Below are 12,154 nucleotides of genomic sequence, written 5' to 3'. Positions count from 1 at the left end.
TATGAGCCTGCTCAAAAATGTCGGGACGATCGGCGGGCTGACATTGCTCAGCCGTGTGGCCGGGATGGCGCGGGAAATGATTTTCTCGCGCGTTCTGGGCGCCAATGCGGTAACCGATGCGTGGTTCCAAGCGTTCATCATTCCCAATGTTTTCCGCCGCTTGTTCGCGGAAGGCGCGTTCTCTGCTGCCTTTGTGCCGATGTTTTCCAAGCGGCTTCACGGCGGCAATGAAGACGGCAGCGGGATGGAGCAGGCGCGCAGTTTCAGCGCCGATGTGCTGAGCGTTTTCCTGCCCGTCCTGATCGCGGTGTGCATTGTCCTCGAACTGGCGATGCCCGGCGTTATCTGGCTGCTGGCCGAAAAGCCCATAAATCCGGGCGAGTTTGACATGGCGGTCGATTTCGCGCGGATCATGTTCCCCTATATCGTGCTGGTGTCGCTGGTGACCCTGTTCACCGGCATGCTCAATTCGGTTTCGCGCTTCGCCCCGGGGGCGAGCTTTCCGATCATTCTCAATCTGGTGCTGATCGCGGCACTGCTGGTCGGCGAGAACTGGCTGGCGAGTGGCGCGACGATAGAACAGGTCGCCTATTCCATCGCATGGGCCGTGACCGGTGCTGGCGTGTTGCAGCTCCTGTGGCTGCTCTATTGGGTCAAGGTTGAAGGCTTCGAAGTCAAAATGCGCCTGCCGCGCCTGACGCCAGAGGTAAAGCGGCTGGGTATCATTGCCTTGCCCGCGGCGATCGGCGGCGGAGCTTACCAGATCAACACGCTGGTCCAGCTCTATTTCCTCAACCAGCTTGAGAGCGGATCGGTCAGCTATATGAACTATGCCGACCGGCTCAACCAATTGCCGCTGGGCATCATCGGCATTGCGCTGTCGACCGCGATCCTGCCGACGCTTTCGAAATTTGTCGGCGGCGATAACAAGGAAGGTGCGGACCGCGTGCAATCGGACGCGATCGAACTTTCGATGCTGCTCACCGTGCCCGCCGCGGTCGCTTTGGCAATTTGCGCGACGCCTTTCGTCACCATGATTTTTCAGGGCGGCCGCTTCGACCTTGCCGATGCAGCGGTGACCGGAAATGTGCTTGCCGTTCTGGTGATGGGCCTTCCCGCTTACGTGCTGGTCAAAGTCATCGTGCCGAATTTCTATGCCAGGGCCGATACCAAGACGCCGGTCTACGCCGCATTTATATCGCTGGGCGTATTTATCGCTTTCAACCTTGCATTCCTGCAGCGTTTCGGAGTGATGGGCGTTGCCTTCGCCAGCGTGATCGGCGCGTGGATCAATATCAGCTATCTCTATATCACGCTGCTGGTACGCGGGCATTACCGCATGCCGGGGATGCTGGTCTTGCGGATATTGCGCCAACTGGTCGCTGCCGCTGCGATGGGCGCGGCATTGTGGTACGCGCGCGATCTGCTAACCGATTATTTCGCGGCGGGCCTGTTTGCGCGGCTCTTCGCTTTGGCGGCGCTCGTCGCCGCCGCAGCCATAGTATATTTCGGCGTGGCTTTCGCAGTCGGTGCTATCGACCGGCAACGGATCCGCGCTTTGACAAACAAGAAAGCGCCTTAGCATCATGCGTGTAGTGTCCGGCATACAGCCCACCGGCAATCTTCATCTCGGCAATTATCTGGGCGCGATCCGCAATTGGGTGCGGATGCAGGACGAAATGGAAGACGGCAGCCAATGCCTGTTTTTCCTCGCCGATTTGCACGCGATTTCGATGCCGCATGATCCGGCGGAGCTGAAAGCTGCAACGCTGGAAATGACCGCCGCGCTGGTCGCGTGCGGAATCGATCCGGCCAAATCGGTACTGTTCAATCACGCGCAAGTGCCCGCCCATGCCGAGCTGCAATGGCTGCTGGGCGGAACTGCACGGATGGGCTGGCTCAACCGAATGACGCAGTTCAAGGACAAGTCCGGCAAGAACCGTGAAGGCGCCAGCATCGCGCTGTTCAGCTATCCTGTTCTGCAGGCCGCCGACGTGCTGCTTTACCAGGCGACCCACGTTCCCGTTGGCGATGACCAGAAGCAGCATCTCGAACTGGCGCGCGACATTGCGCAGAAATTCAACAATGATTTCTGCACCGAGGACGCGCCCGTCTTTACCTTGCCAGAGCCCTATATCCCGCCGCAGGCTGCGCGGATCATGAGCCTGCGCGATGGCAGCGCCAAAATGAGCAAATCCGATCCGTCCGAAATGAGCCGGATAAACCTTTCCGACGATGCCGATACGATCATGAAGAAAGTCAAGAAGGCAAAGTCGGATGCGGATGTCTTGCCATCCGAAGCCGGCGGATTGGAAGGCCGCGCAGAAGCGCTCAATCTGGTGACCATCTATGCTGCGGTGACGGGCGAAAGCGTGGATGCGGTGCTGGGCCAATATGGCGGCGAGGGCTTTGGTAAGTTCAAACCCGCGCTGGGTGAAATACTGGTCGAAACACTCAGCCCGATCTCCGCGCGCTTTCGTGAATTGAAAGAAGATCGGGAATCGCTCGACGCGATTCTCGCCCGCGGGGCCGCCAAAGCGCGCGAGCTGGGCAGCGACACATTGGCGCGCACCTATGCAGCACTGGGCCTCGTTCGCGGGTAATCGCACTGAAAAGTCACAACTTTTTACGCCGCGCCATTCAAAGACCGTTCAGACGCGATCTTTACAATGGCGCGCGCAGATGACAGCCTGATGTGCGTTGGGGACGCTGAGCTGTCTCGCCACGATTCGAAAGGTCGCATCATGTCTATCAAGACTTCGTCATTCCGCCGCATTGCCAAGCTCAGCGCGGTTCCGCTGCTTCTTGCCAGCTTGAGCGCTTGCGCAACAACGGGCTTCAATGCCGACGTATCGCGCTTCCAAAGCCAGCTGCCGGCGCCGCAAGGGCAAACATTTGCCGTGGTTGCCGATGATCCGGCGCTTGCCGGCGGGCTCGAATTCTCGCTCTATGCCGATATGGTCGAAGCGCAGATGGCGCGGCTCGGCTATGTGCAGGGCACACCCGAAACCGCCGATATGCTGGTCCGCTTCGATTATGGCGTCGACAAGGGGCGCGAGCGTGTCCGCACCACCGGTTTTCACGACCCATTCTATAGCGCTTGGGGGCCGTGGCGTCCCTATTACCGATCACGCTATCGCAGCCGCATCGGATACTACCCTAGTTTCCGCCGGTCGCGCGCATGGGGTTACGGTTTCTACGATCCATGGTTCGGCGGCCCCGAAGTCCGCAGCTACACCGTCTATACTAGCGGCGTGGATATGAAGATCGACAGCACTGCGGATGGCCGCCGCCTGTTTGAAGGTAAGGCCGAGGCGATCTCGACCTCGAACCGCCTGCAATATCTGGTGCCCAATCTGGTCGAGGCGATGTTCACCGATTTCCCCGGCAATTCGGGCGAGACGCTGCGCATTTCGATCAAGCCCGAAGAGACCAAAGTACGCCGGGTCGATTGATCGGGTAGCTGAACGTATTGAAAACCAGAAAGGCGGGCTGGCGACGGTCCGCCGCCCAATCCTCTATTGAACCCAGAGCGCGCGCTTAGTCTTTGGGCTTCTGCTGGCGGTGCCATCTGATCGCCGCGATGCCGACTCCGATCGCAACCGAGCCGATCAGAAACGCGGTGGGGAATGACACTGCACCGTCTTGCGATGCAACACCGCTGCCGCCAAGCCAGTCGAGCGCATAGTTGCCCAAGTGGATAGCGCCCGCCAGCAACACGAAAGTCACGCCGATATTGCGCGGGTCAAGCGGCCCCCAGCCGGTCCGCAATCCGATGAACCGCAAAATGCGCTGTGCCAGCCAAACCAGCAGGACGATCCACACGAGCAGTGCCGCTACAGCCAGAAGCGCAACGCCGGGGCCGATACCGCCCATGCTCAGAGTCCGGTCGAGCCGAAGCCGCCTTCGCCGCGGACGGTTTCATCCAGCTCTTCGACTTCTTGCCACTGAGCGCGCGTTACCGGCGCAAGCACCAGCTGCGCCACGCGGTCGCCGCGTGTGATCGGGAACGGGTCCGGCCCGTGGTTGATCATCAGCACTTTGAGCTCGCCGCGATAGTCTGAATCGATCGTTCCCGGCGTGTTGGGCACGGTGACGCCAAATTTGAAAGCGAGGCCCGAGCGCGGACGCACCTGGATTTCATATCCTTCAGGAATGGCCATCGACAAACCTGTCGCCACCGCATGCCGTCCGCCCGGCTCCAGCGTCACATCTTCGGCAGAAAGGACATCCATCCCAGCCGCGCCCGATGTCTCGTAAGCCGGCAGCGCCAGCCCTTCGCCATGCGGCAATCGCTTCAGCCGAACACCAACCGATTCACTCATCATCATCCTCGTCATCCAAAGCCTGCGCCACGCGATCAATCAATTCGCGCGCGACATCCGCCTTTGGCATTTCTTCGAGGCTTTCGACATCATGTTCGGTGACGATATGCACACGATTTTCCGCGCCGCCCATCACGCTTTTGCCGTCTGTCCAGGAGACATCATTGGCAACAATCCAGTCGACGCCCTTGCGTTTGCGTTTGGCTTTGGCGTTTTCGATCACATTTTCCGTTTCCGCGGCAAAGCCGATCAACAGCCGGGGCCGTTTTCCGCCCGCTGCGGTGTTCGCCAGAATATCGGGGTTCTCGGTCAGCATCAGCGCCGGCGGGGCCGATCCGCGCTTCTTGATTTTCTCCTCCGACGTGTCCTTGCTCCGCCAGTCGGAAACCGCGGCAACCATGATCGCCGCATCGGCGGGCAGCGCGCCTTTGACCGCATCCGCCATATCGCGCGCCGATTCGACATCGATCCGGTCGACCCCCGGCGGCGTTTCCAACCAGACGGGGCCCGCCACCAAGGTCACACGCGCGCCCGCCGCCGCCGCTGCACCAGCGATGGCGAAGCCCTGTTTGCCTGAAGAGCGATTGGCGATGTAGCGCACCGGATCGATCGCTTCGCGCGTCGGCCCGGCTGTTATCAGCACATGCTTGCCATAAAGCGGGCGGTGCTCTGGGTCTTCGTCAAAATCGGGCTGGCCTTCCAACGGATCACCACCAACCGCCACGGGCTGCGCATCGCCTTCAATCGGTTCGGGCGCGGCATTGCCTGCACCGGTTTTGACGGTGTGATTGGTCGCTTCGGGATCGGTCGGCGGCGCGGAAGAGGCGCTGCCTTTGGTGGCGAGCACCGGTCCCTCGCTCTCATCCACTTCGCCCGGCTGTTCTTGCACCTGTTCTTCAGACCATTGCGCTTCGATCTCATGCTCGGTCCGCTTGGGTGTGGAGCGCGGGATGAGCGATGACAACAAGCCGCCCAATCCGCCTTTCGGTTCCGGATCAGCTTCTTCGACAAATTCGGCAATTTCCGCCGCGCCGACATCGCCCGGATCAATGCCGAGCATGCTCGCGATTTCCAACCAGATCATTTCCGGTTCGGGCAAGCGCCCGGGGCCAAATTCGCCGCACGCCATCGCCCCGACATCGGGATCGACCACATTCACACCGGCCTGGCGCAGCCACATCGCGTTGCGCTGCGTCGCCTCATGCTGCCACATCCGCACATTCATCGCGGGAACCGCCATCACCGGCTTGTCGGTTGCGAGGATCAAAGTGGTGGCCAGATCATCCGCAATTCCCGCCGCCATCTTGGCCATCAGATCGGCCGTTGCCGGGCATACCACCACCAGATCGGCTTCGCGGCTGAGCTGGATATGCCCCATCTCGGCTTCGTTCTTGAGATCCCACAGCGTCGTGTGAACCGGATTTTCGCTCAGCGCGGCAAGCGCCATCGGAGTTACGAATTGCTGCCCGCCATTGGTGATCACACAGGTAACATCGCCGCCGCCCTTACGGATCAGCCTGACCAGTTCGCAGCTTTTATAAGCGGCAATCCCCCCGCCGATAACGAGCAAGACTTTGGGTGTTTTCCCCGCGCTCATTGAAAAACCCTCATCTTCATCATTAACGCCAGACTAGCGCGCGTATCCCAAAGCTGCCAGCCCTGCATGCGCAGGATTAAGTTTTATCTGGCCGAATATCCTTATCTGCCTATAAACCTTTGGCAAAAGGGGGAGTGAATTATGCGCTTGGGTCTTACCGCACTGATTTTCGTAGGCGGGCTGTTCTTCTTCATCACGGGAATGAACTTCCTGTTCAATCCGGCGGAAGCCGGGGCCGGTTTCGGCTTGAACGCAACCGACAGCAGCGGGCTTGCCGCTATGCGCGCCGATTTCACGGCGTTCTTCGTAATCGCCGCTATCTGCATGTTGATTGGCGCATGGAAACGCAATGGCGACCTGTTGCTGGTTCCTGCCGGATTGTTCGGGATTGCGCTGCTTGGCCGGATTATCAGCATGCTTTCTGACGGAACGGTAGAAGGCTTCTGGCTGCCGATGACGATCGAAGCGGTCACCGTGATCGTGTTGCTGATTGCATCGCGCGTATTGCCGCACAGCAAACACGCGACTGATCTTTAACCGATCCAGCCCATCCAGCTTGCGCCGATAATGGCGCCGGCACCCGCCGCGGCGGCAAAAGCATAGCCCAGCCAGCTGCGGCGTTTGGGCACGCGCTTCTCCCACATCAACGGGACATCGGGCAGCGGTGCCTGCTCTGGCGCGCCGCCTTTGGGCGGGAAGCGGTCCTCTATCCGGCGAATAAGCGCGGGCAACCGCAGGAAAGTGTCGGTATCTTCCTTGATCCGGTCGGCAATCGCCGCTTCGGGGCCAAGTTCGTCGCGGATCCAGCTGCGAACATAGGGCGCCGATGTGTCCCACATATTTATCTCGGGATTGAGCTGGGTCGCGATTCCTTCGACCATCACCATGGTCTTTTGCAGCAGCAGCAAATGCGGCTGCGTCTGCATATCGAAATCGCGCGTGATCGCGAACAGACCGTCGAGCATCTGGCCGACGCTGAGCTCGCTCACCGGTTTGCCGCGCATCGGTTCACCCACAGCGCGCAGCGCGGTCGCGAATTCGCCAACATCGTGATAGCTCGGCACATATTGCGCTTCGAAATGGATTTCTGCCACGCGCTGATAATTGCCCGTCGTCAAACCGTATAGAATTTCCGCAAGCCAGGCGCGTGCCTGGCGGTTGATCCGGCCCATAATACCGAAATCGATCGCGGCGATGGTCCCGTCTGCTTTCACGAACAGATTGCCCTGATGCATGTCCGCATGGAAAAAGCCGCCGCTGATCGCCTGGTTCAGGAAGGCCAGAACCAGCCGGTTGGCCAGTTCGGGCAAGTCATGCCCGGCAGCAATCAGCTCGTCCCGCTTGCTGATCTTGATTCCGTCGACCCACGCAACGGTCATCACCCGGCCATTTGTCCGGTCCCAGTCAATTTCGGGGATTTCATATTTCTCGACCGCGCGCATGCCTTCGGCAAGTTCGCTGGCCGATGCGGCTTCACGGCGCAGGTCGAGTTCGCGATTGGTCCAGCGTTCGAAATTGGCAATGGTGAGGCGCGGCCTGAGACGCTCCGCCTCACCGCCCATCGCTTCCAGATGCGCGGCGGCCCAGTGGTAAGTTTGCAGATCGCGTTCAAATTTTTCGCGGATGCCCGGGCGCAAGACTTTCACCGCAACATCCTTGCCATCGGTCGTCACCGCGCGATGGACCTGTGCGATGGATGCCGCGCCGACCGGATCAGGATCGATGCTGGCAAACAGCCTGTCGACCGGCTGCCCGAAGCTGCCTTCGATCACCGCCCGGATTTCGTCGAAGCCGACCGGGGGCAAATCATCCTGCAGCGAAAGCAGGTTCAGCGCCGCTTCCTCCCCCACCAGATCGGGCCGCGTGGCGAGCGATTGGCCCAGCTTGATCGCCGCCGGGCCGATCGCGCGAAAGGCGCTGGCATAATCGGGGGTCTTGGGCTGGAACGTGCCGAAGCGCGCAATCCGCGCCAGCCGCTTTACCGGCCGCGGCGTATTCGGATCGGCTTCGATCCCGCGCAAGGCGCCATGCTTCGCCAGCGTCCGGCCCCATTTCAGAAGCCGCCAGATATGCGTTGCAGGGCGTGTCACCGGGTCACACTTTCCAACCCGAATGAATCGCAACCGCACCGCCGAAAATCGGTTCGACTTTGGTCCGGGCGAAACCCGCATCGCGGATCATTGCTTCGAATTCGGGCATTGGCGGGAAACGGCGGATGGATTCGGCGAGATAGCGATAGCTGTCCTCGTCCTGCGCAACCAGCCCGCCCATCTTGGGCATCACCTTGTGCGAATAGGCGTCATAGATTTCCTTGAAGCCCGGCCATTCGGTGGTCGAAAACTCCATGCAATAAAAGCGCCCGCCATATTTGAGCACGCGATGCGCTTCCTTCAGCGCCTTGTCGATATGCGTCACATTGCGGATACCAAACACGATCGTATAGGCATCGAAGGAACGCGAAGAAAATTTGAGCTCCTCTGCGTTCTGCCGTGACCAGACCAGGCTGCCTTCATCCGGGTCTATCCCGCGTTCCAGCGCGCGCTCGATCCCGACATCGAGCATTTCCTGATTGATATCGGACACGGTGATTTCCGCGCCGCTGGGTGCCATGCGAAAGGCAATATCTCCGGTGCCGCCCGCCATATCCAGAATGGCCTCGCCCTTCTGCGGTTTGACCCGCCGGACAAAACGATCTTTCCAGAGCCGGTGCATGCCGCCCGACATCACATCGTTCATCAGATCATATTTGGCAGCGACCTTGGAAAATACCTCGCCGACCATGGCGGTCTTTTCCGATACGTCGACATCTTCATAGCCGAAAGAAACTGTTTCGCTCATGCGCGGTTCCTTAGGAGCAATTGCGGGCGCGGCAAAGGGTGTTAAGGACGGTGCATGCCAGAACTTCCCGAAGTCGAGACAACCGTGCGCGGTCTTGCCAAATTCCTCGATGGAAAGCGGATCGAGCGCGTCACGCTGAACCGGCCCGATATGCGCAGGCCCTTTCCCGCGGATCTGGTGCAAATGCTGACCGGCGCGAAAGTGACCGGATTGGGCCGCCGGGCAAAATACGGACTGATCCATACCGATCGCGATTCGACGCTGGTTTTCCATCTGGGGATGAGCGGCAGGTGGCGAATCGATCCGGACGAGCCGGATAAACACGATCATCTGGTGATCGAAACAGCAGACCATATTTTCGCTCTGTGCGATCCCCGGCGGTTTGGCTGGGTTGATCTGGTTGCCAGCGACCAGCTGGACCAATGGCCGTCGATTGCGCCGCTCGGCCCGGAACCCTTGGGGCCTGATCTGACGGTCGCCCATCTCAAACAAGCCATCGCCGGCCGCTCGCAAGCGATAAAGCTGTTGCTGCTCGATCAACGGATCGTCGCCGGTCTGGGCAATATCTACGTCTGCGAAGCGCTGCATCGCGCGGGGATCAGGCCGACAAAACCGGGCGGCAAAGTGTCCAAACCAATGCTCGCACGCTTGATCCCGGAAATCGTTGCCGTGCTTGAACAATCGATCAAGGATGGCGGATCATCGCTGCGCGATTATGCCCGCCCCGACGGAGAACTTGGCTATTTCGCCACCCGTTTCGCAGTCTATGGCCGCGAAGGCGAAGCCTGCGATCGCGGCGATGGCGGGATCATCAAGCGGATCGAACAAGGGGGGCGGAGCACTTGGTACTGTCCTAAATGTCAGAAATAATGCCCGACACTAAACCCACCGTCATTTCCCAGAGACGCGATTTTCTCGCGGCCAATGCCGGTATTCGTGTTGCGCGCCCGGGTTTCGTTCTGCTGGCCCGCCCGAATGGCGGTTTGGGCAAACGCTACGGAATTACCGTCACCAAACGAATCGGCAATGCGGTGACCCGAAACCGGATGAAACGGCGGCTGCGCGAACTGCTGTGGGAAGCTCTGCCCGAACTTGGCTTGCCCGATCATGACCATATTCTGATCGGACGCGACGCGGGGGTTGAGCGCGATTTTGGCGCTCTGCAAACCGAATTGGCCGCCGCTCTAACGCGCGCCGCAGCAGGCAAAGGCGACCCACCGCGAAAACATCGCGGACGGCCCCGGCGGAGCAAACAGAGCTAGCCGGCGGTGTATTGCCCTCGTAATTCACCCGATGATGCCTATTTAGCCCTTCAGTGAAGACCATCCTCATCTGGATTGCCCGCCTGTGGCAGCTTGGCCCGTCGCGGATTTTGCCGCCGACATGCCGGTTTATGCCTTCCTGCAGCGAATATGCGATTCAAGCGCTCGGCAAATATGGCGCAATCAAGGGTGGATGGTTGGCGCTTAAGCGTATATTGCGCTGCCACCCGTGGGGGGGACATGGTCATGACCCAGTGCCGTGACACCGTTCCTGACATGACCAGACAGTTAGAAATTCGGAAAGTTCATCTTGGAAAACCAGCGTAATCTCCTGCTCGCCGTCGTGCTTTGCGGCCTCCTGCTTGTCGGCTGGGAAGCGGGCATGAACTATTTCTACCCGCAGCCGGAAAAGCCCGTGCAAAGCGAAGCTACGGTGCAAAGCGACAATGCGGCACCGGCGCCCGCTGGATCCCCGGCCAATATTGACGCGCCAGCGGCGGCCGCTGCGCAACCTGTCGATCTGAACGAAGCGCTGACCGCGCCGGAGCGGATCAAAATCGATTCGCCCGAAGTGCTCGGTACGATCAACAATGTTGGTGCGCGGATTGACGATATCACGCTGAAAACTCACCGCGAAACGGTCGACAAAGACAGCGGCCCGGTGCGGATTTTCTCGCCCGAAGGCACTGCGACACAGCAATTCGCGCAATTCGGCTGGATTGGCGAAGGCGTGGCCGTGCCCGATGCAGAGACCGTGTGGCAAACCGAAGGCAGCGCGCTGGCACCCGATACGCCGGTAACGCTGCGTTATGACAATGGCGAAGGGCAGCTGTTCACGATCGAGCTGTCGATCGACAATCACTACATGATCACCGCGAAGCAGACGGTTGCCAATACCGGCACCGAAAGCGGTGGCGGCCCCATCGTGGTGCGGCCTTACAGCTTCATCAACCGCACCGATCGCAATGCCGCCGAAGGCATGATCAATGTCCATTCCGGCCCGATCGGCAATTTCGACGAATCGGTCCAGTTCGGCCCCGATTATGATGATCTGGCCGAATCGGCATCCGAAGGCCGGACCGAAGGGCGCGCCGCATGGCTTGGCTTTACCGATATCTATTGGATGTCGGTGCTGATCCCCGAAGACGGCAGCGATGCGCAGACAGAGTTCCGCTCGCTCGGCAACCAGATCTTCCGCGCGGATATGATCTATCAGCCGGTTACAGTTGGCGCAGGCAAGCAAGTCACCCGCACTACGCAGCTATTTGCCGGGGCCAAGGAAAGCGCGATCCTCAACGAATATGAAGCCGCCGGGGTCAACCTGTTCGGCAATGCCATCGATTGGGGCTGGTTCGCGATCATCGCCAAACCGATCTGGTGGCTGCTAACCCATCTGTTCGGATGGGTCGGCAATTTCGGCCTCGCGATTATCGGCCTGACCGTTCTGATCCGTCTCGTCCTGTTCCCCATCGCGCAGAAGCAATTTGCCTCGATGGCCGCAATGAAGGCGATCCAGCCGAAAATGAAAGCGATCCAAGAACGCTACAAGGACGACAAGCAGGAACAGCAAAAGAAAATCATGGAGCTGTATAAGAAGGAGAAGGTCAATCCGCTCGCGGGCTGTCTGCCGATCCTGATCCAGATCCCGATTTTCTTCGCGCTTTACAAGACGCTGATTCTGGCGATCGAAATGCGCCATCAGCCTTTCGCGCTGTGGCTCAAGGATCTGTCGGCGCCCGATCCGGCGCATGTGCTCAATCTGTTTGGCTTGCTTCCCTTCGAAGTACCCGGCCTGTTGGCGATTGGTCCATTGGCAATCCTGCTGGGCGTCACGATGTGGCTGACATTCCGCATGAACCCGACCGCGATGGACCCGATCCAGAAGCAGATTTTCGCGATCATGCCTTGGATGCTGATGTTCGTTATGGCGCCCTTCGCGGCTGGTTTGCTGCTCTACTGGGTAACCAACAACATCCTGACTTTGGCGCAGCAGACCTACCTCTATTCGCGTCACCCGCAATTGCGCGCGGCGGCGGAGAAAGAGAAAGCTGACAAGGCAGCAGCGGCTGCACGGGAAGCGAAGGGGTGATCTGTCCCCTCGTCATTGCGAGCGGAGCGAAGCAATCCAGAGC

13 protein-coding genes are annotated in these 12,154 nt (G+C 59.7%); 8 read left to right on the top strand and 5 right to left on the bottom strand.

All coding sequences use genetic code 11. The annotated features are described in order from the left end of the window. Position 1 precedes the first annotated feature (1 nt). The 3 genes from murJ (at position 2) to GRI41_RS13000 (ending at position 3,455) form a co-directional block, all read left to right on the top strand. Positions 2 to 1,582 (top strand): murein biosynthesis integral membrane protein MurJ, encoded by a 1,581-nt coding sequence (murJ, locus tag GRI41_RS13010; protein WP_160605500.1) that lies wholly within the window; start codon positions 2 to 4, stop codon positions 1,580 to 1,582. A 4-nt stretch (positions 1,583 to 1,586) separates the two neighbouring features. After that, positions 1,587 to 2,603 (top strand): tryptophan--tRNA ligase, encoded by a 1,017-nt coding sequence (gene trpS / locus GRI41_RS13005; RefSeq protein ID WP_160605498.1) that lies wholly within the window; start codon positions 1,587 to 1,589, stop codon positions 2,601 to 2,603. A 141-nt stretch (positions 2,604 to 2,744) separates the two neighbouring features. Then, positions 2,745 to 3,455 (top strand): DUF4136 domain-containing protein, encoded by a 711-nt coding sequence (locus GRI41_RS13000; RefSeq protein ID WP_160605496.1) that lies wholly within the window; start codon positions 2,745 to 2,747, stop codon positions 3,453 to 3,455. 85 nt (positions 3,456 to 3,540) lie between these two features. Here the strand turns inward: GRI41_RS13000 and GRI41_RS12995 are convergent, their stop codons facing one another. Genes GRI41_RS12995 through GRI41_RS12985 form a run of 3 tightly spaced genes read right to left on the bottom strand, consistent with a single transcriptional unit; the run spans position 3,541 to position 5,922 of the window. Further along, positions 3,541 to 3,876, bottom strand: coding sequence for a hypothetical protein (locus GRI41_RS12995; RefSeq protein ID WP_160605494.1), 336 nt, complete (start codon positions 3,874 to 3,876; stop codon positions 3,541 to 3,543). A gap of 2 nt (positions 3,877 to 3,878) precedes the next feature. Beyond that, positions 3,879 to 4,325, bottom strand: coding sequence for a dUTP diphosphatase (dut, locus tag GRI41_RS12990; RefSeq protein WP_160605882.1), 447 nt, complete (start codon positions 4,323 to 4,325; stop codon positions 3,879 to 3,881). Beyond that, the gene (locus tag GRI41_RS12985; RefSeq protein ID WP_160605492.1) at positions 4,318 to 5,922 is read right to left on the bottom strand and encodes a phosphopantothenoylcysteine decarboxylase domain-containing protein; all 1,605 of its coding nucleotides are present in this window, start codon (positions 5,920 to 5,922) and stop codon (positions 4,318 to 4,320) included. The genes dut and GRI41_RS12985 overlap by 8 nt, the downstream gene beginning before the upstream one ends. A 141-nt stretch (positions 5,923 to 6,063) precedes the next feature. Here GRI41_RS12985 and GRI41_RS12980 point away from each other — a divergent pair, with 141 nt between their 5' ends. Then, positions 6,064 to 6,459 (top strand): DUF4345 family protein, encoded by a 396-nt coding sequence (locus GRI41_RS12980; RefSeq protein ID WP_160605490.1) that lies wholly within the window; start codon positions 6,064 to 6,066, stop codon positions 6,457 to 6,459. Here the strand turns inward: GRI41_RS12980 and ubiB are convergent. Together ubiB and GRI41_RS12970 are read right to left on the bottom strand one after the other, a co-directional pair. After that, entirely contained in the window at positions 6,456 to 8,012 is a 1,557-nt protein-coding gene (gene ubiB, locus GRI41_RS12975) for a 2-polyprenylphenol 6-hydroxylase (protein ID WP_328600559.1), read from the bottom strand. The genes GRI41_RS12980 and ubiB overlap by 4 nt on opposite strands. Before the next feature lie 4 nt (positions 8,013 to 8,016). Beyond that, positions 8,017 to 8,760, bottom strand: a complete 744-nt coding sequence (locus tag GRI41_RS12970) for a class I SAM-dependent methyltransferase (protein ID WP_160605486.1) — start codon at positions 8,758 to 8,760, stop codon at positions 8,017 to 8,019. Between the two features lie 54 nt (positions 8,761 to 8,814). On the opposite strand from GRI41_RS12970, the gene mutM reads away from it, so the two are divergent. Genes mutM through yidC form a run of 4 tightly spaced genes read left to right on the top strand, consistent with a single transcriptional unit; the run spans position 8,815 to position 12,111 of the window. Then, a complete protein-coding gene (mutM, locus tag GRI41_RS12965) occupies positions 8,815 to 9,630 on the top strand; it encodes a bifunctional DNA-formamidopyrimidine glycosylase/DNA-(apurinic or apyrimidinic site) lyase (protein ID WP_160605484.1) in 816 nt (271 codons plus the stop codon). Continuing rightward, on the top strand, positions 9,630 to 10,022 hold the full coding sequence (gene rnpA, locus GRI41_RS12960; RefSeq protein ID WP_160605482.1) for a ribonuclease P protein component: 393 nt from the start codon (positions 9,630 to 9,632) through the stop codon (positions 10,020 to 10,022). The genes mutM and rnpA overlap by 1 nt, the downstream gene beginning before the upstream one ends. A 53-nt stretch (positions 10,023 to 10,075) precedes the next feature. Then, the gene (gene yidD, locus GRI41_RS12955; protein WP_160605480.1) at positions 10,076 to 10,285 is read left to right on the top strand and encodes a membrane protein insertion efficiency factor YidD; all 210 of its coding nucleotides are present in this window, start codon (positions 10,076 to 10,078) and stop codon (positions 10,283 to 10,285) included. Positions 10,286 to 10,332: 47 nt separating this feature from the next. Then, positions 10,333 to 12,111 (top strand): membrane protein insertase YidC, encoded by a 1,779-nt coding sequence (gene yidC, locus GRI41_RS12950; protein WP_160605478.1) that lies wholly within the window; start codon positions 10,333 to 10,335, stop codon positions 12,109 to 12,111. Positions 12,112 to 12,154: the final 43 nt, after the last annotated feature.

Origin of the sequence: Pontixanthobacter aquaemixtae (assembly GCF_009827395.1) — a bacterium.
GTDB lineage: Bacteria > Pseudomonadota > Alphaproteobacteria > Sphingomonadales > Sphingomonadaceae > Pontixanthobacter > Pontixanthobacter aquaemixtae.
Note: the sequence above shows the minus strand (reverse complement) of the source record. Positions and strands in the feature narration are given on the sequence as shown.